This is a genomic window from Rhodococcus sp. 008 (assembly GCF_001682295.1).
Taxonomy (GTDB): Bacteria; Actinomycetota; Actinomycetes; order Mycobacteriales; family Mycobacteriaceae; genus Rhodococcus_F; species Rhodococcus_F qingshengii.
This window is the reverse complement of sequence record NZ_CP012749.1, coordinates 5,366,775-5,389,911: the sequence shown is the minus strand read 5'-3', so window position 1 is coordinate 5,389,911 and position 23,137 is coordinate 5,366,775. Positions and strand designations below refer to the sequence as shown.

General features: G+C 64.1%; 23 protein-coding genes. 4 read left to right on the top strand and 19 right to left on the bottom strand.

The window, feature by feature from the left end:
• Positions 1 to 13 precede the first annotated feature (13 nt).
• The 5 genes from AOT96_RS25140 to AOT96_RS25120 form a co-directional block, all read right to left on the bottom strand.
• Complete coding sequence (locus tag AOT96_RS25140) at positions 14 to 958, bottom strand: aspartate carbamoyltransferase catalytic subunit (protein WP_065352451.1); 945 nt, start codon at positions 956 to 958, stop codon at positions 14 to 16.
• Positions 955 to 1,596: a bifunctional pyr operon transcriptional regulator/uracil phosphoribosyltransferase PyrR gene (pyrR, locus tag AOT96_RS25135; RefSeq protein ID WP_003944977.1), complete on the bottom strand. Its 642-nt coding sequence runs from the start codon at positions 1,594 to 1,596 to the stop codon at positions 955 to 957. Before pyrR ends, AOT96_RS25140 begins: the two co-directional genes overlap by 4 nt.
• Positions 1,597 to 1,769: 173 nt before the next feature.
• On the bottom strand, positions 1,770 to 2,267 hold the full coding sequence (nusB, locus tag AOT96_RS25130) for a transcription antitermination factor NusB (protein ID WP_007728014.1): 498 nt from the start codon (positions 2,265 to 2,267) through the stop codon (positions 1,770 to 1,772).
• Positions 2,268 to 2,831: an elongation factor P gene (gene efp / locus AOT96_RS25125; RefSeq protein WP_003944958.1), complete on the bottom strand. Its 564-nt coding sequence runs from the start codon at positions 2,829 to 2,831 to the stop codon at positions 2,268 to 2,270.
• A 34-nt stretch (positions 2,832 to 2,865) separates the two neighbouring features.
• Entirely contained in the window at positions 2,866 to 3,960 is a 1,095-nt protein-coding gene (locus AOT96_RS25120; RefSeq protein ID WP_003944812.1) for a M24 family metallopeptidase, read from the bottom strand.
• 111 nt (positions 3,961 to 4,071) lie between these two features.
• On the opposite strand from AOT96_RS25120, the gene AOT96_RS25115 reads away from it, so the two are divergent.
• Positions 4,072 to 4,680 (top strand): B-4DMT family transporter, encoded by a 609-nt coding sequence (locus AOT96_RS25115; protein WP_019748369.1) that lies wholly within the window; start codon positions 4,072 to 4,074, stop codon positions 4,678 to 4,680.
• 87 nt (positions 4,681 to 4,767) lie between these two features.
• Here the strand turns inward: AOT96_RS25115 and aroQ are convergent, their stop codons facing one another.
• From aroQ to AOT96_RS25060, 11 genes are all read right to left on the bottom strand, one after another.
• Positions 4,768 to 5,196: a type II 3-dehydroquinate dehydratase gene (gene aroQ, locus AOT96_RS25110; protein ID WP_003944916.1), complete on the bottom strand. Its 429-nt coding sequence runs from the start codon at positions 5,194 to 5,196 to the stop codon at positions 4,768 to 4,770.
• Positions 5,193 to 6,302 (bottom strand): 3-dehydroquinate synthase, encoded by a 1,110-nt coding sequence (gene aroB / locus AOT96_RS25105; protein WP_003944873.1) that lies wholly within the window; start codon positions 6,300 to 6,302, stop codon positions 5,193 to 5,195. The genes aroQ and aroB overlap by 4 nt, the downstream gene beginning before the upstream one ends.
• A 25-nt stretch (positions 6,303 to 6,327) precedes the next feature.
• Positions 6,328 to 6,837 (bottom strand): shikimate kinase, encoded by a 510-nt coding sequence (locus AOT96_RS25100; protein WP_030536425.1) that lies wholly within the window; start codon positions 6,835 to 6,837, stop codon positions 6,328 to 6,330.
• Between the two features lie 13 nt (positions 6,838 to 6,850).
• Complete coding sequence (gene aroC, locus AOT96_RS25095) at positions 6,851 to 8,038, bottom strand: chorismate synthase (RefSeq protein ID WP_063316721.1); 1,188 nt, start codon at positions 8,036 to 8,038, stop codon at positions 6,851 to 6,853.
• 111 nt (positions 8,039 to 8,149) lie between these two features.
• Entirely contained in the window at positions 8,150 to 8,848 is a 699-nt protein-coding gene (locus AOT96_RS25090) for a S1 family peptidase (protein WP_007728030.1), read from the bottom strand.
• Positions 8,849 to 9,073: 225 nt separating this feature from the next.
• Positions 9,074 to 9,697: a prepilin peptidase gene (locus AOT96_RS25085; protein ID WP_007728032.1), complete on the bottom strand. Its 624-nt coding sequence runs from the start codon at positions 9,695 to 9,697 to the stop codon at positions 9,074 to 9,076.
• Between the two features lie 80 nt (positions 9,698 to 9,777).
• A complete protein-coding gene (locus tag AOT96_RS25080; RefSeq protein WP_065352450.1) occupies positions 9,778 to 10,617 on the bottom strand; it encodes a shikimate dehydrogenase in 840 nt (279 codons plus the stop codon).
• The gene (gene mltG / locus AOT96_RS25075) at positions 10,607 to 11,917 is read right to left on the bottom strand and encodes an endolytic transglycosylase MltG (protein WP_065352449.1); all 1,311 of its coding nucleotides are present in this window, start codon (positions 11,915 to 11,917) and stop codon (positions 10,607 to 10,609) included. The genes AOT96_RS25080 and mltG overlap by 11 nt, the downstream gene beginning before the upstream one ends.
• Positions 11,914 to 12,447: a Holliday junction resolvase RuvX gene (gene ruvX, locus AOT96_RS25070; RefSeq protein ID WP_003944838.1), complete on the bottom strand. Its 534-nt coding sequence runs from the start codon at positions 12,445 to 12,447 to the stop codon at positions 11,914 to 11,916. Before ruvX ends, mltG begins: the two co-directional genes overlap by 4 nt.
• A gap of 2 nt (positions 12,448 to 12,449) precedes the next feature.
• A complete protein-coding gene (gene alaS / locus AOT96_RS25065) occupies positions 12,450 to 15,122 on the bottom strand; it encodes an alanine--tRNA ligase (RefSeq protein WP_030536427.1) in 2,673 nt (890 codons plus the stop codon).
• Between the two features lie 77 nt (positions 15,123 to 15,199).
• Positions 15,200 to 16,639 (bottom strand): replication-associated recombination protein A, encoded by a 1,440-nt coding sequence (locus tag AOT96_RS25060; RefSeq protein ID WP_370852743.1) that lies wholly within the window; start codon positions 16,637 to 16,639, stop codon positions 15,200 to 15,202.
• Between the two features lie 96 nt (positions 16,640 to 16,735).
• On the opposite strand from AOT96_RS25060, the gene AOT96_RS25055 reads away from it, so the two are divergent.
• Positions 16,736 to 17,116, top strand: a complete 381-nt coding sequence (locus AOT96_RS25055) for a nuclear transport factor 2 family protein (RefSeq protein WP_003944973.1) — start codon at positions 16,736 to 16,738, stop codon at positions 17,114 to 17,116.
• A gap of 63 nt (positions 17,117 to 17,179) precedes the next feature.
• Here the strand turns inward: AOT96_RS25055 and AOT96_RS25050 are convergent, their stop codons facing one another.
• The 3 genes from AOT96_RS25050 to aspS all read right to left on the bottom strand — a co-directional run bounded on the left by AOT96_RS25050 (position 17,180) and on the right by aspS (position 21,345).
• Positions 17,180 to 18,361, bottom strand: coding sequence for a kinase (locus AOT96_RS25050; RefSeq protein WP_030536429.1), 1,182 nt, complete (start codon positions 18,359 to 18,361; stop codon positions 17,180 to 17,182).
• A 191-nt stretch (positions 18,362 to 18,552) separates the two neighbouring features.
• Positions 18,553 to 19,518: a DUF389 domain-containing protein gene (locus AOT96_RS25045; protein WP_065352448.1), complete on the bottom strand. Its 966-nt coding sequence runs from the start codon at positions 19,516 to 19,518 to the stop codon at positions 18,553 to 18,555.
• An 18-nt stretch (positions 19,519 to 19,536) separates the two neighbouring features.
• A complete protein-coding gene (gene aspS, locus AOT96_RS25040) occupies positions 19,537 to 21,345 on the bottom strand; it encodes an aspartate--tRNA ligase (RefSeq protein ID WP_003944808.1) in 1,809 nt (602 codons plus the stop codon).
• 163 nt (positions 21,346 to 21,508) lie between these two features.
• On the opposite strand from aspS, the gene ypfJ reads away from it, so the two are divergent.
• On the top strand, positions 21,509 to 22,432 hold the full coding sequence (gene ypfJ, locus AOT96_RS25035; protein WP_030536430.1) for a KPN_02809 family neutral zinc metallopeptidase: 924 nt from the start codon (positions 21,509 to 21,511) through the stop codon (positions 22,430 to 22,432).
• A 74-nt stretch (positions 22,433 to 22,506) separates the two neighbouring features.
• Positions 22,507 to 23,136: an ArsR/SmtB family transcription factor gene (locus AOT96_RS25030; protein ID WP_007728048.1), complete on the top strand. Its 630-nt coding sequence runs from the start codon at positions 22,507 to 22,509 to the stop codon at positions 23,134 to 23,136.
• Position 23,137: the final 1 nt, after the last annotated feature.

Here is a 23,137-nt window from a genome sequence, read left to right as displayed (position 1 = left end):
TTCTCGTTTCTGGTCACAGCGCACCGTCCTCCGACCCGACCAGCAGTCGGAACAAGACAGCCATGCGCATGTGTACGCCGTTGGTAACCTGTTGCAGTACAGCAGTTTTGGAGGAATCGGCAACGGCGGATGCAATCTCCATGCCGCGCAGCATCGGGCCGGGGTGCAGGACCACCGCGTGATCGGCCAGCATCGCCAGCCGCTTCTCGGACAGGCCGTAGTTGATCGAGTACTCGCGCTGCGACGGGAAGAAGCCACCGTTCATGCGTTCGGCCTGAACCCGCAGCATCAGCACCGCGTCGAGTCCGGGCAGTTCCGCGTCGAGCGAATGCGAGACCGTGACCGGCCACGTGTGCGCACCGACCGGCAGCAGTGTCGGCGGCGCAACAAGAACAACCTCGGCACCGAGCATCGAGAGCAGCAGTGCGTTGGAGCGGGCGACACGGCTGTGCAGGATGTCGCCGACGATGGCGATCCGCTTGCCCTCGATGTCGCCGAGACGCTGGCGAAGGGTCAAAGCGTCGAGAAGCGCCTGAGTGGGGTGCTCGTGCGTGCCGTCACCTGCGTTGATGACTGCCGGGCCACCGTCGTCGGCCGCTCCGGTCCACTTTGCGATCTGGTGGGCGGCGCCCGAAGCCGGGTGGCGCACGATGAGTGCGTCGGCACCGACCGCGCGCAGGGTCATCGCGGTATCGCGCAGGGATTCACCTTTGGACACCGAGGAACTGGATGCGCTGACATTGATGACGTCGGCACTCATCCATTTGCCTGCCACCTCGAAAGACACCCGGGTGCGCGTCGAGTTCTCGAAGAACACCGTCATGACCGTGCGTCCGCGCAGCGTCGGGAGCTTGCGTACCTCTCGTCCCAGAAGTGCCTGCTCGAACCGTTCTGCCTCGTCGAGAAGTTCTACCGCGGACTCACGATCGAGGTCCGCGATGGAAAGTAGGTGCTTCACGCGCTCTTACCCCCGGAGATGACTACCGCTTCCCTGCCGTCGTGCTCCTGGAGGAGAACCTTGACGTCCTCGGACCTCGCGGTCGGGACGTTCTTGCCGACGTAGTCGGCGCGCAGCGGGAGTTCGCGGTGACCACGATCCACGAGCACTGCGAGTTGGACCGCGCGGGGGCGGCCCAGATCGCGCAACGCGTCAAGTGCCGAGCGCACGGTGCGACCGGAGAAGAGGACGTCGTCCACGAGAACGACCAGCGCATTGTCGACGCCACCCTCGGGGACGGACGTGCGCTCGAGCGGGCGGTGCGGCTTGTTCCGGAGATCGTCGCGGTAGAGGGTGATGTCGAGAGATCCGATGGGAAGACGCACACCGGAGAATTCTTCGATCTTGGCGCGCAGTCGCGTGGCGAGGGTGGTTCCACGCGTCGGGATCCCGATCAGGACCACACGAGGGGCAGTTCCCTCGGGTCCGTCGAGTGCGGTCTTCTCGATGATCTCGTGAGCGATCCGCGCGATGGTCCGGCCCACATCCTGGGCGGACAACAATTCGCGGGTTTCGCTACCTGCCTCGGCACCGACCGGCGCCTTCGAGTTACCTGGACCTGCAAGATCGGATGGGCGAGACCCTTCGGGCACGCTCATGCAGCGACCTCCTTCTCCGCCTCACTGGACGGATCGTTAAAGGATGTCTGACGGTCCCCACCCTATCAGCCGACAGACCTGATCCCGCCGTGCGAGCAGCGACTCCGACCGGTTGTGTGCAGACACACAACGCGCACGGTGACACTCGCACGGCGGTGGTGGAACAAAACTTGCTACTCGGTACCCGAATCCGATTCCTGCGCGCGCTGGGAGGTCGCGGCCGCAGCCGATCGAACCTGCGGCGCAACGAGAACGACCTGGCCGAGGATTCCGTTGACGAATCCCGGAGAGTCGTCCGTCGAGAGCTGCTTCGCGAGTTCGACGGCCTCGTCCACGGCGACAACCGGCGGAACGTCCGTCGCGTGGAAGAGCTCCCACACGGCGATACGCAGAATCGCACGGTCGACGGCGGGCAGACGCTCGAGCGTCCAGTCCTGCAGATGCGAGGAGATGACCTGATCGATCCGGTCCAGATTCTCCGCAACGCCGGACACCAACGTGACGGTGTAGGCCGCGACGGGTGCTACCGCGTCGTCCTTGACGGACAGATCGGAACGCTCCGACGCCAGTGCGACCGGATCGAGGTCACGTGCCTCGGCTTCGAAGAGGAAGTCGACGGCACGCTTGCGCGCCTTGTGGCGTGCACCGAGTTTCTTATGTGTGCCGGACACTCAGGAATTCACACGCCCGAGGTAGTTGCCGTCACGAGAATCGACCTTGAGCTTGTCACCGGTGTTGATGAAGAGCGGGACGTTGATCTCGGCACCGGTCTCGAGGGTCGCAGGCTTGGTGCCGCCGGTGGAGCGGTCGCCCTGCAGGCCCGGATCGGTGTGCTTGACGACGAGCTCGACGGTGACCGGAAGCTCGACGAAGAGGGGAACGTCTTCGTGGGTCGCGACCTGGACTGCCATGTTCTCGAGCAGGAAACGCGACTGGTCGCCGACGGTGGACTCGCTGATCGACACCTGGTCGTAGGTGTCGCCGTCCATGAAGATGTAGTCGCTGCCGTCGTGGTACAGGTACGTCATGTCACGACGGTCGACCGTGGCGGTCTCGACCTTCACACCGGCGTTGAACGTCTTGTCCACTACCTTGCCCGAGAGCACGTTCTTGAGCTTGGTGCGCACGAAGGCAGGGCCCTTGCCGGGCTTGACGTGCTGGAACTCGATGATCGTCCACAGCTGGCCTTCGATCTGCAGAACCAGACCATTCTTGAAATCACTGGTGGAAGCCACTTGCTTCGCGTCTCCTAGGGGTCGGGAAACCGTCTCAGACGACGGTAAGGTCTTTTGCGGTCAGTGTGAGCAGCTCTGGCCCCTGCTCACGAACAACGAGCGTGTCCTCGATCCGTACACCTCCGCGCCCGGAGAAGTACACGCCCGGCTCGACGGTCACCGCCGCGCCGGAAAGAAGTGTACCGGTGCCGAGCTTGCCGATCCCCGGTGCTTCGTGGATTTCGAGCCCCACACCGTGGCCGAGGCCGTGCAGGAACAACTCGCCGTAGCCTGCATCGTCGATCACCGCACGGGCGACGGCGTCGACTGCCGCACATTCGACACCCGGCGCGAGCGCGTCGCAACCGGCAGCTTGCGAACGCGCGACGAGCTCGTAAATCTCCCGTTGCCAATCGGAAACGGACTCGAGCACGTAGGTCCGTGTCATGTCCGAGTGGTACCCACCGACCTGGGCTCCGAAGTCGAGTTTCACGAAGTCACCCGACGCCAGGATCGCATCGGTCGGTCGGTGATGCGGAATCGCCGAGTTGGCGCCGGCCGCCACGATCGTCTCGAAGGAAATACCGTCCGCCCCGTTGTCGAGCATCAGATTTTCCAGCTCGCGGCCGACCTCTCGTTCCGTTCGGCCAGGTCGCAGACCGCCGCGAGCGATCAACTGCGCCAACGCGACATCGGCTGCGGTGCACGCGGCTCGCAACAACTCCACCTCGTACTCGTCCTTGACCATGCGCAATTGTTCGACGAGTCCGCTCACCGGTTCGAACCGGATCTTCGGCGCTGCTTCGGTCCAAGCCCGATGTTCGGCGAACGTCGCCACATGTGACTCGAACGCGAGAACGGGCGCCGTGGACTTCTCGATCAAGTGCGCAGCACTCGAACGGGCGATTTCGGCCCGAAGGTCCGGCACCTGCTCTGACACCTGCGTCACGTAGCGGCCGTCGGTGCAGATCACCGTCTCACGCTCGTCGGACGCTGAATCCGATGCACTGACGACGAGCGCCGCATTGGAACCGGTGAAACCGGTGAGGTATCTGATGTTGAGGAGATCTGTGACGAGAATCGCGTCGAGTTCGCGCTCCGAGAGGAGGCGTCTGAGGGATTCACGGCGTGTTCTGAAGTCGACCGGCATCCCTCGAACCTACCGCCCGCGCAGACCTGCCGATCAACTCGAAACTCGCGGTTACAGCAATAACTGTGGGTTAGGCCACAAGGTGTAATGGGTTCTAGTTAGGCTGTACCCATGAATGCGTGGTTGGTACGTGGCCTCGGCATGGCCCTGATACATGTTGTGTTTCGTGCGTTGCTCGGTGCAGCGATCGCACAGTGGCCACTTCAGGGGTCCACCCTGCGCTGGCTGTCCCTGTTGATCGTCATCGTCTTCGCCGCGATCTGGGGTGGTATCGACGGCATTCGTGACCGCCGGAACTTCCCCGAACCCGAGGACGGCGCCGATCTGACCATGCTGTGGCTCAAGGCCGCATTGGTCGGCGGGTTCGTCGCCGGCGCTGCCAGCTGGGCACTCAGCCTGGTCCCCTCCCTCGAACTCACCCAGCAGGGCTTGTTCTTCGAGGTGACCTCCGGTGCGGCGTTCACGATCCTTCTCATCTTCGTCCCCGCCATGATCGCCATCACCGTCGGACGCTTCTTCGTCAGCCGTGAACAGCGCAAGAACGGAACAGCTCCGCAGACCCCGTCCCACGAGCGTCACCACGAACCGGTGCCCGTCAGCGAGGGCTACGACTCCCCCACCGAGCAGCACGCATACAGCGGAGCCGCGATGTCCGTCGAGGAATCCGACGCCGATACCGCGGTCTTCCCGGCGATCGATCTGGGCAAGCGCGAGCAGTAACGCCCACCGTCCACACAACCGAATGCGGCCCCGAGGATATTTTCCTCGGGGCCGCATTCGTGTGGCTGTTTTTTCGACTTCCCTCGTTCAGCCTCGCTCGGCGAGGAACCTGATCGCCAGCGGATACGCGGCGACGCCGAGTCCGACGATCACTCCGGTCGCAATCGGACTCAGGTAGGAGTGGTGCCGAAACTCTTCTCGCGCATGAACGTTCGAGATGTGTACCTCGACGAGACCTGCGGTCAGTTCGGCGCATGCATCTCGCAGGACCACCGACGTGTGCGTCAAGCCACCGGCATTGAGGATCACCGGTTCCCCCGCGTCCGCCGCGTCGTGGATCCAACCGAGCAGATCGCCTTCGTGATCGCTCTGACGGACGATCACCTCGACGCCGAGCTCCTTGCCTGCCGCGACGCACAATTCGATCAGATCGTCGTGTGTGGTCGCGCCGTAGACCTCGGGCTGACGCTTACCCAGACGCCCCAGATTGGGTCCGTTGACGACGTTGATCCTCACAACAGGACCGTTCCGCCGGCCGGCCGCGCATCGCGGGCAATCGCGGAGTACGCCGCAACCAGCAGACTCGGATCCGGCCCCTCGAGGCGACCCGGCTTGGCCAGTCCGTCGAGGACCACGAAACGCAGCAGCCCGGCACGGTTCTTCTTGTCGGTCTGCATTCCCTTCATCAGATCGCCGAACGCATCACCGTCGTACGACGTCGGCAGCCCGACGAGATCGAGGATCGACTTGTGACGATCCGCGGTGGCGTCGTCGAGTCGGCCCGCGAGCCGTCCGAGTTCGGCAGCGAAGACCAGGCCGACGGAGACAGCGGCACCGTGGCGCCACTTGTAGCGCTCACGACGTTCGATCGCGTGGCCGAGGGTGTGGCCGTAGTTGAGGATTTCGCGCAGATCCGACTCGCGCAGATCCGCGGCCACGACCTTGGCCTTGACCTCTACGGAGCGCCGAATCAACTCGGGCAGAACAGTTCCCGACGGATCGAGAGCTGCCTTGGGATCGGCTTCGATGAGATCCAGGATCACCGGGTCGGCGATGAATCCGGTCTTGATGACCTCGGCCATGCCTGCAACGATCTCGTTGTGCGGCACAGTCTCGAGCGTCGCGAGATCGATGAACACCGCTCCCGGCTCGTGGAACGAACCGACGAGGTTCTTGCCCGCTTCGGTGTTGATACCGGTCTTGCCGCCCACTGCTGCGTCGACCATCGCGAGCAAGGTGGTGGGGACGTGAACTACCTTGACACCGCGCATCCACGTAGCCGCGACGAAGCCGGTGAGGTCGGTCGCCGCTCCCCCGCCCAAACTCATGATCGCGTCGCTGCGAGTCAGGCCGATCCGGCCGAGCACGTCCCAGCAGAAGCCCGCGACAGCAAGATCCTTGCCGTCCTCGGCATCGGGGATCTCGATACGGTGGGCGTCGATTCCCTTCTCCGCCAACGCAGCCCGTACGGCCTCCGCGGTCTCTGCCAGCGGCGGCTGATGGAAGATCGCGACAGTGCGCGCGCCGTCGAACTCGGCAACGAGATCACCGAGCAGGCCGCGGCCGATCACGACCGGGTAAGGACTTGCGGTCTTCACCTCTACACGTACGGGTTCGGTCACTGCTCCACTACTCCGCTCCGGTTGTTCATTTGTCTTGAAGTTTCGACACCAGTTGCCCGACGACACGCGCCGGACTTCGGCCGTCGGTCCGAATCCGAATCGTGGCCGAACGCCGGTACAGCGGACGACGACGCCTCATCAACTCCTGGTACTTGACCTTGGGATCTCCGCCGGCCAGCAGCGGGCGATGATTGTTCGCCCCAGTGCGGCGAAGCCCTTCGGCGACACTGATCTCGAGGTAGATGACCGTGTGCCCCTGGAGCAGTTCGCGCGTGCGATCGGAGAGGATCGCACCACCGCCGAGCGAGACGATTCCGTCGGTGGCCTGCAACGCTTCGCGAACCACCGATTCCTCGATCTCACGAAACCGAGGCTCTCCGTCATGGGTGAAGATCTCCGGGATCGTCCTACCCGTGGTCCGTTCGATCTCGGCGTCGGTATCGACCAATTCGAGTTCGAGTGCCTGCGCGAGACGTCGACCGATGGTCGATTTGCCGGCACCGGGCGGACCGATGAGTACAGCCTTCGGCTTCATCGATACGTGAGTCCTATCGAGGCGGTCGGGCTGCGATGCCCTCGGCGTAACGACGGTAGTTGGCAGTGGTTTCAGCAATGGAATCACCACCGAACTTTTCGAGTGCAGCCTGAGCCACGACGAGCGCGACCATCGACTCGGCGACGACGCCGGCGGCCGGAACCGCGCACACGTCGCTGCGCTGGTGGATGGCAACCGCTTCCTCGCCGCTCTCCATGTCGACCGTCGCCAGAGCGCGCGGAACCGTCGAGATCGGCTTCATCGCGGCGCGAACTCGAAGAGCCTCACCATTGGTCATGCCACCTTCGATTCCGCCTGCGCGGTTCGTGGAGCGCACGATGCCGTCCGGGCCCGGACGGATCTCGTCGTGAGCTTCGCTGCCACGACGGCGCGCGGTCTCGAAGCCGTCGCCGACCTCAACGCCCTTGATGGCCTGAATTCCCATGAGAGCAGCAGCAAGTCGTGAATCGAGACGCTCGGCGCCGCTGACGAAAGTGCCGAGTCCGACCGGCAGGCCGTGGATGACGACCTCCACGACGCCACCGAGGGTGTCGCCGTCCTTCTTCGCCGATTCGATTTCGGCGATCATCGACTCTTCTGCAGCCTTGTCGAATGCGCGGACCGGGCTCGCATCGATCGCGTCGAGATCCTTGCCCGCCGGCACGGGGCCGACGTACGGCTCGGAAGCACCGATGGAAATAACGTGTGAAACGACCTCGGCACCGAATACCTGACGCAGGAAGGACCGTGCGACGGTTCCAGCGGCTACGCGGGCCGCGGTCTCGCGAGCGCTGGCACGCTCGAGGACGGGACGCGCGTCGTTGAAGCCGTACTTGAGCATGCCGCTGTAATCGGCGTGTCCGGGACGCGGGCGCGTCAACGGGGCATTGCGAGCCTGATCGGCGAGCAGGTCCGGGTCGACCGGGTCGGCGGACATGATGGTTTCCCACTTGGGCCACTCGGTGTTGCCGATCTCGATTGCCACGGGGCCACCGAGCGTAAATCCGTGGCGGACACCGCCGATGATGGTGACCTTGTCGGCCTCGAACTTCATCCGTGCGCCACGGCCGTAACCGAGTCGACGACGGGCAAGTTCGGACGAGATGGCCTCAGAGGTCACTTCGACCCCCGCGACCATGCCCTCGAGCATCGCGACGAGGGCGGGACCATGGGATTCTCCGGCAGTTATCCAACGCAGCACGCCGACCATCTTTCCACGTCGCAGACCTCAGTTGTCACAGTGGTCCTCCCGGTGAACACAGATGGCCCACACGCACGAGGCGTGTGGGCCATCTCAGAGGTACCTGTGGGTCTAGAACAGGCGGAATCCTCCACCGTTTGCGTTGATGTCAGCCAAACCGATGTTGATGTCCGCCGAGTTGTCGGGAGCGTGGAACGGCGGCGGAAGCGGCTCGAAGCAGTACGGCGGGTAGCCGTTGCTGATCAAGCCCACCAGGCGGTCACCGACGACGAGCGGTCCACCGGAATCACCGGGAATCGAGCACGTGTGCTCGACGATCTCACCGTAGACGGAGTCGTAGCCCCAGGTGATACCGCACGTGTTGCCGGTCGAACGGCCTTCCTTGCACACGATCGTGCCCGGTGCCGGCGGGGCGCCGATTCCGTTGATCGTCGTGCCGCCGACGGTACGCAGCGGAGCTACCTTGGCGTCGTCGAGATCGATCACGGCGATGTCCGAGACCGGACTCGAGTAAGAGAACCGACCGATGGGTCCGGCCTCGGGCAGGTACTCGGCGAACACCCGGTCCCCGACAACTCCGCAGTGTCCGGCGGTGAGTGCCACGAGAGAACCGGCGTTGTCGTAGCCGACCGCGGTCAACGTGCATGCTGCAACTCGGTCAGGATCGGAGTGATCCACGTCCGGCAGCAGGATTCCTGAGCCCCCGCCCAGTGCCACCGATGAAGGTGCAGGCGCGGCGCCGGCGACGCCCGCTCCTGCAGCCACAGCCGCCAAACAGGCTGCCGCAGCGACGAAAAGCCTTGTGCGCATAGGTTCCCCCGATAATCGAGTGCGAAACGAGATTCGTTTTGTCCCATTTCCGAAACCTCAGTGAACGTCAGGGTGTGGACATTCGGCAAGTCCGACTCGCCGCATACTGGGACCGCGCGCTGGCAATACCCGCATGTATGAAACCGACGGTTACGTCTTTCCTGCAGTTCACCGTCCGTCGTTGAACGGTCAATAACGCCAGACTTCTCGCGGATGTTGCACTCGTCACGTCAGCCAGGCAAACGCAATCGAACCGCAGGCTGCCAGGCACATCGAGGGTCCGTGGGCAATGGGCGAATTGTGGGCTACCGGCCCTCGTCTTCGCAGTTCCAGCGCGGTGCCCAGCGTTGCGGTGAGCACCGACGCAGACACCAACGACCACAGCCAGGCGTCCGCTCCCACCAATCCGGTCACGGCGCCCAGAGGAAGCGAGAGCTTCACATCGCCGACACCCATGGAACCAGGCGACATCACGTGCGCCAGGAGGTGGATTCCGGCGAGCAGTGCCGACCCCACCACCGCCACCCACACCGTTCCCGACACCGTCGCGTAGACCATCACGACGGCGTAGCCCGGCAGCGTGAAACTGTTGGGCAGCCGACGCACAGCCAGGTCGACAGTCGAAATCGCGACGCACCACCACACCACGGCGAGACCGGAAAGTAACTGCACCACCGAGGTATTCAGCGCACCGACGACAACCCAGCCTGTTGCGACGGCGCACTGCGGCACACAACAGAAAGTCACGACTGGTCGATAACCGTGTCGCCGCAACCAATTGTCGACGATCGCCCGAGCACCGAAACCAGCGATTACCCCAGCGCCTGCCAAGACCACCAACGTCCACATGGTTTCGAGCTTGGCGTCTGCCGTTCGCCAGCGGCAGACTACGAATCGTCTTGTGGACTACCTCGACACTGTGAACAGACCTAAGCGATAGCGGCTGCCATCGCCTCTCGCGGAGCGGGCTTGCCCGTGAACTGCTCTACCTGCCCGAAGGCCTGATTGAGCAACATCTCGAGGCCACCGATCACCGTGCCATCGGCCGCCTCGACAACCGAAGCAAGTGGCGTCGGCCAGGGGTTGTAGATCGCGTCGAGGACAAATCGCGCCTTCCCCAATTGCTGGGCAAAGGGCGCTGCCGCTTCCGCGGGAACGGTACTGACCAAGACCGAGGATTCGGCGCAGATCCCGCCTAGCCGTGCGTCGTCGAAGGCGACCAGATCAATGTCCAACCCGACCGCGCCGCCGCATTCGATGGCACCGGATGCGCGCCCCGGATCACGCGCGACCACGGTGACTGTCCGAACTCCCATGTCGGCCAACGCGACCAATGCCGGCCGCGCGGTGCCGCCCGCGCCGACAACTACCGCCGAAGTGCCGCTGAGATCGCCGACACCGCCGGCGATCAACGCACCGCTGACTCCGTCGACGTCCGTGCAGTCGGCACGCCAACCGCCGTCGATGCGAACCAGGGTGTTGGCCGAGCCGATGGTCACCGCTCGCGGTGTGCGTTCGGTGGCATATTCGAGTGCTGCGATCTTGCCCGGCATCGTCACCGAGAGGCCGATCCATTCGGGGCCGAGTGAGTCGACGAGGGGAGGCAACTGCTCGCCGGTGCATTCGATCCGCTCGTAGGTCCAATCGCTCAGCCCCAAAGCCGCGTACGCCGCAAGATGCAGCAACGGGGACTTCGAGTGAGCGATCGGGCTTCCGAGAACTGCCGCCTTACGTGGCGTCGCGAGCGAAGTCGCGGTACTACCGTCCACTGTCGAGAATCCCACTTTGCTGTGCCAGTTCGATGTTGGCCAAATGCTCCTCGTAGCTCTTGGTGAAGAGCGTCTGGCCTTCCTTGTTGATCGTGACGAAGTACAACCAGTCACCGGCCGCCGGCGATTCCACGGCCTTCAGCGCGTCGATGCTCGGCGAAGCGATGGGCGTTGCAGGCAGACCCGGCATTGCGTACGTGTTCCACGGCGTGACGCGCTCACGGTCGGCATCCGTGGTTGCGACCTCGGTGGTGTCGAGTGAGTAGTTGACCGTGGAGTCGAACTGCAGAGGCTGATCGACTGCGAGTCGGTTGACGATCACCCGCGCGACCTTGGCCATGTCTGCGGGCAACGCCTCACGCTCGACCAGCGACGCTGCCACCAACAATTGGTACGGAGACATTCCGACCCCGCTGCCGGCTGTCAGAATTCCCGTGGCCTCGTACTTGGCGGCGCTACCCTCGACCAACGACCGCAGGATCTCGGTGGGCGTAGCAGTGGGATCGAAATCCCAACTGCTGGCGGCGATCAGGCCTTCGAGCTGACGGTCCTTGTCCGGCACGCTCTTGACCGACGACATCGCCCAGTCCGGCACGCCGAGCGAAGCCAGATCGGAAGATGCTCCCGCAGTGTTCAATTCGTCTGTCGAGACACATTTCTGAGCGGAAACCGGGCCGACACAACTCGCCTCGGAAATGAGGTTGTAGATGCCCTTCTTGAGCGAGCCGGTCTGCGCGTCCGAACTGTCGTGCAGCTGACGCCCTTCGGCGATGACAACACTGCCGACTCGGGAGTCCGGGGCAACCAAGGTGTCGAGTGCGCTCGCGGCGCTACTCTGCACCGACACCTGGTAGAAGCCGGGTTGCACCTTCTGGATCTCAGACGGATTGGCGATCGCCGCGTTGTAGAAAGCAGCGGAACTCGCGACGACGTTCTTCGCCTCGAGCGTCGCACCGATCTCCGATGCGGTTTCTCCACTGTTGATCTGGATGACCACGGGTGCGCCGCCGGGGCCGGCAAAATCCTCCGCGGTCTTGTTGCGATCCATGTACCAGAGAGCGCCGTATGCACCGACACCGAGGACTGCGATCACCAACACCAGCAGGGCGAGAACGCCGACCTTCTTGCCACGCTTGGCGCGCTTGTTGCGCGCTTCGCGTTGCTTGCGTGCCTCGGCTCGCGACATGTGCGGCGGATCGATGTTCTGCGGCAGTGCACGCATGACCATGGTCTCGTCGTTGTCGAAGTCGAACGAACTGGTGGGCCGGCTTCCGCCGCCCTCATCCCACCGCGCGTTCACAGATCGCCCTCCAGTGCAGCGTCCTTCGACGACTCCCCTGGTTTCACAGCTCTACTCCGCTCGTCCAGCCAGCCTTGCAGGATTTCCACCGCCGCAGCCTGATCGATCATCGGTCGCTGGCCGCGTGCCTTGACTCCACTTTCGCGGAGATTGCGCGCAGCCGTGACGGTCGTCAGTCGTTCGTCGGACAGTCTCACCGGGATCGGTTCGACGGCCCGCTGCAGTCGTTTGGCGAATGCAGTCGCGATACCGGCGGCTTTACCTTGCTCACCGCGCAGCGTCTGTGGCAGTCCGACGATAACCTCAACGGCCTCGTATTCGGACACGATGGCGATAATGCGCCGGATATCCGGCGCGTCGGGCCCACGCTCCTTCGAGCGTGGAACCGTTTCCACCGGTGTCGCGAGGATGCCGTCGGGGTCGCTGGACGCGACGCCGATGCGAACACTGCCCACGTCGATGGCGATGCGCCGCCCGCGACCAGGGTCGTCGATGCCGGGGCGATCGGGACCCTGTTGCGTAGCCACCACCGTCAGCTGCCGCCCGCCAGCTCTCCGACTCTGTCCCGGATCGCATCGAGCGCCGCCGGGATTCCTGCGGAGTCCGAACCCGAACCCTGGGCCATGTCGGGCTTTCCGCCGCCGCGGCCGCCGATCTTGGGACCGAACGACGCGACCAGCTCGCCGGCCTTCACACCGAGACCTTGAGCTGCCTTGCTCGAGGCGACCACGAACGGAACCTTGCCGTCGACGTCACCGAGCAGAGCTACGACGGCAGGTTCGGAGCCGAGGCGACCCTTGATGTCCGTGACGAGGCTGCGCAGGTCGTTTCCGCCGACTCCGGCGGGAGCAGGCTCGGCGATGACGAGGACACTGCCGATGCGCTTGGCCTTGGCGACGTACTCGCCTGCCGACGCCAGCACAGCCTTGGCCTTTGTCTGCTCGAGTTCCTTCTCGGCCACCTTGAGTCGCTCGACGAGCGCCTCGACGCGGGCGGGCACCTCTTCCGAAGGAACCTTCAGCGAGGAGGAGAGTCCGGCCAGGAGCGCGCGTTCCTTGGCGAGGTAGCGGTAGGAGTCCAAACCGACGTACGCCTCGACGCGTCGGATTCCGGAGCCGACCGACTGCTCACCGAGCAGCGTTACCTGACCGATCTGTGCGGAGCTTCCGACGTGAGTGCCACCGCACAGTTCCATCGAGAACGGGCCGCCGATTTCGACGACGCGAACCTCGTCGCCGTAGTTTTCACCGAAGAGTGCCATCGCACCCATCGCCTTGGCCTTGTCGAGATCCGTGACAAATGTGTTGACCGCGTAGTTCGACGCCACGGCTTCGTTGGTGAGTGCCTCGATGTCCTGCTTCTGGGAGTCGGACAGCGCGCCCTGCCACGAGAAGTCGAAGCGGAGGTAACCCGGCTTGTTGAGCGAGCCCGCCTGCACCGCGTTGGGGCCGAGCACCTGACGCAGCGCCGCGTGCACCATGTGGGTGCCGGAGTGCCCCTGGGTTGCACCCTTGCGCCACTCGGCGTCGACGTGCGCGAGTACGACGTCGCCCTCGGTGATCTCGCCCTTCTGCACCGTCACCTTGTGCGTCCAGACCTTCTTGGCGATCTTCTGCACGTCGTTGACCTTGGCTTCGAGGCCCGGAGCGGTGAGCGAACCGATGTCGGCGATCTGTCCACCGGACTCTGCGTAAAGCGGGCTGCGGTCGAGGATGACCTCGACGTCCTGACCGGCCTTCGCGACCGGCACGCGGACACCGTCGACGATCAGTGCGAGGACGTGAGCCTCGGAGACGAGCTCGTCGAAACCGGTGAACTCGGTGGCGCCTCGGTCGAGCAGTTCCTTGTAGACCGTGAGGTCGGCATGGGCGTGCTTGCGCGCTTGAGCGTCGTCCTTGGCGCGCTTGCGCTGCTCGGCCATGAGCGTGCGGAAGCCGTCCTCGTCCACGGTGAGACCGGCCTCGGACGCCATCTCGAGCGTGAGATCGATCGGGAAGCCGTAGGTGTCGTGCAGTGCAAATGCCTGATCGCCGGCGATGACCGACTTTCCGGACGACTTGACCGTCTCGGCAGCATTCTCGAACAGAGCAGAACCCGAAGCCAGCGTCTTGAGGAACGCGGTCTCCTCGCCGACGGCGACGTTCTCGATGCGCGTGAAGTCGGTTTCCAAAACCGGGTACGACGGCGCCATCGTGTCGCGGACGACGACCATGAACTCGCGCATGGTGGGCTGCTCGCTGCCGAGCAGTTTGGCCGAACGCACGATGCGACGCAGCAACCGGCGCAGGACGTAGCCGCGGCCGTAGTTGCCGGGGTTCACACCGTCGGCGATCAACATCGCTGCGGTGCGTGCGTGGTCGGCGATGACGCGGAAACGGACGTCTGAAGTGTGGTCGGTCCCGTAGACACTGCCGGTCAGTTCGGCGGCCTTGTCGATGACGGGGCGGAGAAGATCTGTCTCGTAGACGTTTTCGACGCCCTGCAGGAGGAACGCAACGCGCTCGACGCCCATGCCGGTGTCGATGTTCTTCTTCGGCAACGGTCCGAGGATCGGGTAGTCGCCCTTGTTGGTGCCCTCGCCGCGCTCGTTCTGCATGAACACGAGGTTCCAGATCTCGATGTAGCGATCCTCGTCGGCTTCGGGGCCACCCTCGACGCCGTATTCGGCGCCGCGGTCGTAGAAGATCTCCGAGCAGGGGCCGCACGGCCCGGGAATGCCCATGGACCAGTAGTTGTCCTTCATGCCGCGGCGCTGGATGCGCTCTTCGGGCACTCCTACCTCGTCGCGCCAGATCGAGAACGCTTCGTCGTCGTCGAGGTAGACGGTGGCCCACAGGCGCGTGGGATCGATGCCGTATCCGCCGTCCTCGACCGAACCTGTCAGCAACTGCCAGGCGTGGGAGATGGCTTCCTTCTTGAAGTAGTCACCGAAGGAGAAGTTGCCCGCCATCTGGAAGAAGGTGTTGTGGCGGGTGGTGATGCCGACCTCTTCGATGTCCAGGGTGCGGACGCACTTCTGCACGGACGTCGCCCGTGAGTAGGACGGCGTCTGCTGCCCGAGGAAGAACGGCACGAACGGAACCATGCCCGCGTTGACGAACAGAAGGTTCGGGTCGTCGAGAATCAGCGAGGCGCTGGGCACCTCGGTGTGGCCGGCCTTGACGAAGTGGTCGAGGAATCGCCTGCGGATCTCGTGGGTTTGCACTAACCGGTCCTTACCTTCAAGAGCGTCGAGCTATGGGTGTCCAGACTAACGCGTCGGCCGGTGGAACCTGGCAGGCGTCAGCCACGAACTATTCGGCGAAGTTTGCTCACCCGATCGGCGATCTCCCGCTCGTTGCCGTGCGCGGTGGGCTGGTAATAGTCGACACCCACCAGATCGTCCGGTGGATACTGTTGCCGCAGAACACCATCACGTGTGTCGTGCGGGTACTTGTATCCGACTGCGTTGCCCAATTGCTCGGCGCCCTTGTAGTGCCCGTCACGCAGGTGCGGCGGTACCAGTCCGGATTTTCCGGCGGCCACGTCGGCCATGGCCGCGCCGAGTGCGGCGATGACCGCACCCGATTTGGGAGCCGTCGCCAGATGAATGGTGGCCTGTGCCAGCGCCAGACGAGCCTCCGGCATACCGATCAGCTGCACTGCCTGCGCCGCGGCGGTGGCAGTCTGCAGCGCCATCGGATCAGCCATGCCGATGTCTTCGCTGGCGTGAACCACCAGACGCCGTGCGATGAAGCGAGGGTCTTCGCCCGCGGTCAGCATCCGTGCGAGGTAGTGCAGGGCGGCGTCGACGTCTGATCCACGAATGCTCTTGATGAATGCACTGATGACGTCGTAGTGCTGATCTCCGGCACGGTCGTACCGAACCGCGGCCTTGTCGACACTGGCCTCGACGGTCGCGAGGTCGAGCACCACCGGGCCCGAAGCGTCACCGGCCGTGTCCAGTGCAGCTCCGGCGGCAGCCTCGAGTGCCGTCAGGGCTCGGCGGGCGTCGCCGGCCGCCAGACGAACGAGGTGTTCCATCGCGTCGTCGTCGATCGTGATCGCTCCGCCGAACCCGCGTTCGTCGGCGACAGCGCGCTCGAGCAGTTCCTGGACATCCGCAGCGGTGAGCGATTGCAGTTGCAGGACCAACGAGCGCGACAACAGAGCGGAGACGACCGAGAACGACGGGTTCTCGGTGGTCGCGCCGACCAAGAGCACGATGCGGTTCTCGACCGCGGCGAGCAAGGCGTCCTGCTGGGTCTTGGAGAAGCGATGAACTTCGTCGATGAACAAGACGGTTTGTTCGCCGTTCAGCAGGCGGCGGCGCGCGAGTTCGATGACACCGCGGACTTCTTTGACTCCGGCGGACAGAGCCGACAGAGCCTCGAACCGGCGGCCGGTAGCACCCGAGATCAACGATGCGAGCGTGGTCTTGCCGGTGCCGGGAGGTCCGTACAGAAGTACCGATGCGGCGCCGGACCCCTCGACCATTCTGCGGAGTGGCGCGCCGGGCCCGAGTAAGTGCTGTTGACCGACAACTTCACCAAGAGTGAGCGGACGCATGCGGACAGCCAGAGGAGCACCGGGCGGCACCGAGGACAGGGCGCGCTCGGCTACAGACACGACATCTGGTTCGTCGACGATCGCGGATTCCTCCGGAGTTGCCTCGAACAGGCCGTCTTCCGCCACCACGCCGTCTTTCGCCCCCACACTGTCTTCCGCTTGCCAATCGCTCACGAATCGACGCTACTAGAGACCACCGACGCCCGACACAATCCGCTGTTCCGCCAGCCCTCACCCAGTCGTGAATCCGCATTGGATAGCGTTGTCGCCATGAGCACCTCCGAGATCGCCACCGTCCTCGCGTGGCACGATGCACTCAACTCCCAAGACGTCGACACTCTGCTGCAGTTGTCGAGTGACGACATCGAGGTAGGCGGCCCCAAGGGCGCGAGCCAGGGACTCGCTGCCCTGCGCGAGTGGGCCACCAACGCCGGCATCACGCTCGTCCCCGGAAAGATGTACGTCCACCACGGCGTGGTCGTCGTCGAACAGACCGCAACGTGGGCGGCCGAACCGGACAAGTCCGCGACCCTGGCCTCTGCTTTCCGAGTCGTGGCCGACCAGGTGACGTCGACGTTCCGGCATCCCGATCTGGCGACAGCGCTCGCGGCGACGGACCTGTCCGAGAACGATCTGGTCTCCGACAACTGAGCGGACTCGACCGAGAAAGGGCGCTCGTGCTTCGTGCACGGGCGCCCTTCTGTGTGTGATCGGTCAGCTGAACTCGGTCCGCAGCGCCGCCACGACGTCGCGGGCGTGTGCCTCGACGGCGTCGTTGCCGGCGAGCTGAGCCGAGCGTGCGAGCCTGGCCCAGCGTCCGACCAGTGCGTCGGCGCGTGGAATCGAGAGATAATGTTCGCGGACGGCGGCGATACGCGAATGATCCTCGGGCAGGTACAGATAGGTACTGAGCCAGACCCAGATGAGTTGGGCCTCGACGATCCTGCGCCCCAATTCGGCCTCGTCGGCCAGGGCGGGCCACATCCCCACTACCTCGGCCCGCCAGGCATCGACCATCGCCGACGCCCGCTCTTCGGTCAGGTCGATGTTGCACAGGCAGCCGGGAAAAGACACCAACGCGTAGGTGATGTCGAGGAGGGCGTCGCGGTAGCCACCCCACTCGTAGTCGAGGAACTGCACGCCGTCGTCGTTGACGATGATGTTGTCGGGGCACAAGTCCGACGGACTGAAGGCACGGAACCGACCGCCACTGAACAGTGTCTGCGCGTGCTGAACCTGCTCGAGAATGTCCGAACTCACATCGATCCCGAGACTTTCCACCAACATCGCGGGAACACCGGTCACTGCGCGTCCCACCTGATCCGCAACTTCATCGGAGCAATGGGCAACCTCGGCTCGACGCAGCAGTGCGGTGAAGTCGTCCTCCCGGCCTACGGTCGCGGCGTGCATGCGTCCCATTGCCTGAGCCATGGCCATCAACGTGTAAGTGACGGTGTCCGGGTCGGAGTCTTCGAGTCGGACGCTGATTGCGGTGGCGTCGCCGAGATCACTCAGGATCAGGAGGCGAGCATCGAGGTCGGACGCCAACAGTTCGGCGCCGGGGCGTGCGTCCTTGGCAAGCGCGTTGGCGAACTGATACGACACCGCTTCACGAAGGAATGCGGTCTCGACGTCGAAGTCACCTTCGGACGCGGCCGGGAGCGCAATCGCTGTTTTGGTAGCTCCCTGGAAGTTGTCGCGGACCTGCTTGATCACCAAAGTTCGGGGCAGGGAGAACGGGTTCTCGGCGACACGAACGCGCAGCACGACGGTGCGGCCACTCCCCCCGAGATCTACGGGATCCACCAGGGTTACGGGTGCCCCTGTGCGGCGTGTCAGCAACTGCTCAGCAGCTGCGACGACTTCGGAAACGGGGTCTGCCAGTAATGCGGTCATCACCGACCAACTTACCCGTTAGTGACTCCGATCATGCCCAGCTCGTCCGCTCGCAGCGGAGAATTCAAGGCCTCACAGCAACAGAAATTGCCGACTACCTGCGGCGATGACAAAAGTCCCCAATCGCCACACCGGCACACAGTTCTCTCGAGAATTTTGCTGTCGGTGAGCAGAACTCCGAACCTGCGACGTCATGGAGTCTTGTCCTCGTCGACAAATCGAGAAATGCCTTTCAACGCTGCTTCGAATTCCTCGTCGGCCCGGGTTCTGAGCCAGAGAACAAGCACGCAGGCAGTGACGATCCCGAGCAGGTTGACAGCCAGTTGCAGAGACGACAACCCGGCGATCCGCCATTCTCCGTTTGCTGCCGCAACCACCGCGAAACCGGCGGCAGGAACCGTGGTGACAGAGATGAACACCCCGACCAAGGCAGCGGACTTCGACGAGACGAGTGCCAGCATCCCAGCCGCACCGGCAAGAAGCGCGACGACAAACGAAATGGGCCCGACCTTGTATACGAAATCGACCTCGTGGAGTGACTCGAGACTGACGACGTCCATCCATCCGAAGAACTTCACCACGAACGTTGCGGCAAGCGTCACGCCCATCGCGATGGGGAATCCGACGGCAAGCGCGAGAATCGAACGCCGACGCAACCGTCGATCCCGCCGTACGAGTGCGACTGCCAAAGCAGCCAGCGGACCGAACTCCGGACCGACGACCATGGCGCCGACGATCGTGATCTGAGAGTCGGTCACGACGCCGATCGCGGCCAGCAGACACGCAATGGTCAGGAACGCGACGAACAATCCGTTGAGAGTCGACTCTTCGCGAGTGCGGGACAGCAATTCCTCCCACACGACGGAATCCGCGGGATCACCAGGCACGTCACGCTCGGCTTTGCGCGCCGCCGCCGACAACACCGTCTCGACCGGCACGAGCGTCATTCCGCCGTCCTCGGCGACGCCGAGTTCGTTCAGGGCATCGACGACGTCGTTTGCCGCCTCACGGGCGACGTCGGCCTCCACCATGTCGCCGGCAGGATGAACCGCGACGTCGCGCATCACGACGATGTGTGTCGCGCCCCGCCGCGACGCGAGCGCACCGAGAACTTGCTCGGTGCGCTCGGTCGGGCAGATCACCCGCAAATGCAGCATGGCGATCCGGTGTCGGCTCTACTTGGCTTCGCCGGTGTCGCCTTCGGACTTCTTGTCCTCTGACTTCTTCTCGGGCTTCGCGTCGATACCCGATTCCTTGCGCTGCTGAGCCGAGATCGGTGCCGGAGCATCCGTCAGCGGGTCGACGCCGCCGCCGGACTTCGGGAACGCGATGACCTCACGGATGGAATCCATGCCGGCGAGGAGCGCGGTGATGCGGTCCCAGCCGAATGCGATTCCGCCGTGCGGCGGCGCACCGAAGGCGAAGGCGTCGAGGAGGAAGCCGAACTGCTCCTGCGCCTCTTCCTCGGAGATACCCATCACCTTGAACACTCGTTCCTGAATGTCCTTGCGGTGGATACGAATACTGCCGCCGCCGATCTCGTTGCCGTTGCAGACGATGTCGTACGCGTAGGCGAGAGCGGAATCCGGATCGGTGTCGAACGTGTCGAAGAACTCCGGCTTCGGCGACGTGAACGCGTGGTGCACGGCGGTCCACGCGGAGTGGCCGAGAGCGACGTCACCGGATGCAGTGGCGTCGGCGGTCGGCTCGAACATCGGAGCGTCGACGATCCACACGAACGCCCACGCGTCAGGATCGATGAGGTCCTTCTTGCGGGCGATCTCACCACGGGCAGCGCCGAGGAGGGCGCGCATCGGCTTCGTTGCACCAGCTGCGAAGAAGACGCAGTCTCCCGGCTGAGCTCCGACGTGGGCGGCCAGGCCCTCACGCTCGGCGTCGGTCAGGTTCTTGGCAACAGGTCCACCGAGAGTGCCGTCTTCACCGACCAACACGTACGCCAGACCCTTGGCCCCACGCTGCTTGGCCCATTCCTGCCAGGCGTCGAGTTGCTTGCGCGGCTGGCTTGCACCGCCGGGCATCACGACGGCGCCGACGTACTCCGCCTGGAACACGCGGAACGTCGTGTCCTTGAAGAAGTCCATGCACTCGACGAGTTCGATGTCGAAACGCAGGTCCGGCTTGTCGCTGCCGTAACGACGCATTGCCTCGGTGTAGGTCATGCGGTCGATCGGCGTCTTGATCTCGTGGCCGACGAGCTTCCAGAGCGCCGTCAGGATTTCCTCGGCGAGCAGGATGATGTCGTCCTGGTTGACGAAAGCCATCTCGATGTCGAGCTGAGTGAACTCGGGCTGGCGATCGGCGCGGAAATCCTCGTCGCGGTAGCAACGTGCGATCTGGTAGTAGCGCTCGATGCCGCCGACCATGAGGAGCTGCTTGAACAGCTGCGGGCTCTGCGGCAGTGCGTAGAAGCTACCGGGCTGAAGGCGCGACGGCACCAGGAAGTCACGGGCACCCTCGGGCGTCGAGCGCGTGAGCGTCGGAGTCTCGACCTCGACGAACTCGTGATGCGCGAGAACGCCGCGCGCTGCAGCACTTACCTTGGAGCGCAAGCGAATTGCGGAGCCGGGGCCTTCACGGCGCAGGTCGAGGTAGCGGTACTTGAGGCGCGCTTCTTCGCCGACCTGATCGTCGAGCTGGAACGGCAGCGGTGCGCTTTCGTTGAGAACCTCGAGTTCAGTGGCGTTGACCTCGATTGCTCCGGTGGGGATCTCGAAGTTCTGGTTGCCCTCGGGGCGAACCTCGACCGTTCCGGTCACGCGAACGCAGTATTCCGCGCGCAGACGGTGCGCCTGCTCGGCCACGTCACCTGCCCGGAAAACTACCTGCGCAACTCCGGATGCATCACGGAGATCGATGAAGATCACTCCGCCGTGATCACGACGCCTGGCTACCCAACCGGTGAGCGTTACGGTCTGCTCTGCCTGCTCGGGTCGCAATGAACCGGCGAGATGTGTGCGCAGCACGGGATTCCTTTCGAACTACTTCCAATAACCGACGACCGACTACTTTGCCTGCGATCCTACGGAGCGAACTGCACAGAGCGGAAACGCGGACCCGCATCGCATGCGAAGCTATCTCCAGAAGTGACGGCAAGCACTTGTTCACGACAGCAGAAAGCGGACATAGATGACCTTCAACGAGGGGGCCCGCGGCGAAGCGGGACGCGTTCAGGTTCAAGGCGGCGGGGGTGGCGGTGGCCGCGGCGGCAAAATCGCGATCGGCGGTGGCGCGGGCGGCATTATCGTTCTGATCCTGGCGCTGTTGTTCGGCGGTGACCCCGGCTCACTCCTGGGTACGTCTACCGAGACTTCGAGTTCGTCGACCGGACTGTCGTCGGTCGACGAGTGCACCGGTGCTCAGGCAAACGCCGATGTGAACTGCCGCGTCACACTGACCGTCGGAAGCCTCGACGACGTTTGGGAACAGCAGTTGGTCAAGCAGTCCGGCACGGCGTACGTGCGACCCGAAGTCATTCTGTTCAGCGGTTCGGTCAACACCGGTTGCGGCCAGGCGTCGAGTGACGTCGGTCCGTTCTACTGCCCGGCCGACCAGACTGCGTACTTCGACACGAGTTTCTTCCAACTACTCGTCGACCGTTTCGGTTCCAGCGCCGGACCGCTCGCACAGGAGTACGTGGTCGCGCACGAGTTCGGACATCACATCCAGAATCAGCTCGGCGACATCGGCCGCGCGCAGGCCGACCCGCAGGGTGAGCAGTCGGGTGCGGTTCGCACCGAACTCCAGGCCGATTGCTACGCCGGCGTCTGGGCACATTTTGCGGACACGATTCCCGACGAAGCGACCGGTCAACCATTCCTGAAGCCCTTGTCCGAGAGCGATATTCGAGACGCCCTCTCGGCGGCGTCATCGGTGGGCGACGACCGCATCCAGAAGTCCACGACCGGTCGGGTCAACCCCGAAGGCTGGACACACGGCTCCTCCGCACAGCGGCAGGCGTGGTTCAAGACCGGATACCAGACCGGCCAGATTTCGTCGTGTGACACGTACTCGGCGCGGGATCTGAACAACCCGCCCGACCTCAAGCGATAGCGAACCTCCGAAACCATCCCACCGACAATTTTTTCTGTCTTGACAGATTCAGTTGTCGGTGGGATGGTTTTCTCATGTTGGACGTAGCAGTCATCGATCGCCCCGGCGCTGCCGAGGCGTCGCTCGATCCGATTCGGCAACGGATTCTGGCCGAATTGGCGGTGCCGGGATCGGCATCCTCGCTGGCGCCCCGGATCGGGCTGACACGCCAGAAGGTGAACTACCACCTGCGCACTCTCGAAGACCACGGACTTGTCGAGCTCGTCGAGGAACGCAAGCGAGGCAACATGACCGAGCGAATCATGCAGGCCAGTGCCGCGTCGTACGTCATATCCCCTGCCGCCATGTCGGCGCTCGCCCCGGACCCGGGCCGGTTCCCCGATCAACTCTCGGCGCGCTGGCTCGTCAGTCTCGCAGCGCGGATCGTCCGAGAGGTCGGCGAACTGATCGCCGGAGCAACTGCAGCCGGAAAACCGTTGGCGTCCTTTGCCATCGACAGCGACATCACCTTTGCCACGGCGGCCGACCGTGCCGCCTTCGCCGGCGAACTCGGCGAGTCGATCAACTCACTCGTCGCCAAGTATCACGACGGCAATTCCGAAGGCGGACGCAAACACCGCCTCGTTGTCGCCCTGCATCCCAGCCTCACCACACCCCAAACCATCACAACCCAAGCGATCGACGCGCCCGAAACGGAGAAGTAGC

Coding starts and splice junctions, on each gene's coding strand:
- pyrR (WP_003944977.1), bottom strand. CDS start 1,596: ATGAGCGTGCCCGAAGGGTCTCGCCCATCCGATCTTGCAGGTCCAGGT.
- AOT96_RS25120 (WP_003944812.1), bottom strand. CDS start 3,960: ATGCCGGTCGACTTCAGAACACGCCGTGAATCCCTCAGACGCCTCCTC.
- AOT96_RS25115 (WP_019748369.1), top strand. CDS start 4,072: ATGAATGCGTGGTTGGTACGTGGCCTCGGCATGGCCCTGATACATGTT.
- AOT96_RS25100 (WP_030536425.1), bottom strand. CDS start 6,837: ATGAAGCCGAAGGCTGTACTCATCGGTCCGCCCGGTGCCGGCAAATCG.
- AOT96_RS25090 (WP_007728030.1), bottom strand. CDS start 8,848: ATGCGCACAAGGCTTTTCGTCGCTGCGGCAGCCTGTTTGGCGGCTGTG.
- AOT96_RS25085 (WP_007728032.1), bottom strand. CDS start 9,697: ATGTGGACGTTGGTGGTCTTGGCAGGCGCTGGGGTAATCGCTGGTTTC.
- AOT96_RS25055 (WP_003944973.1), top strand. CDS start 16,736: ATGAGCACCTCCGAGATCGCCACCGTCCTCGCGTGGCACGATGCACTC.
- AOT96_RS25050 (WP_030536429.1), bottom strand. CDS start 18,361: ATGACCGCATTACTGGCAGACCCCGTTTCCGAAGTCGTCGCAGCTGCT.
- AOT96_RS25045 (WP_065352448.1), bottom strand. CDS start 19,518: ATGCTGCATTTGCGGGTGATCTGCCCGACCGAGCGCACCGAGCAAGTT.
- ypfJ (WP_030536430.1), top strand. CDS start 21,509: ATGACCTTCAACGAGGGGGCCCGCGGCGAAGCGGGACGCGTTCAGGTT.
- AOT96_RS25030 (WP_007728048.1), top strand. CDS start 22,507: ATGTTGGACGTAGCAGTCATCGATCGCCCCGGCGCTGCCGAGGCGTCG.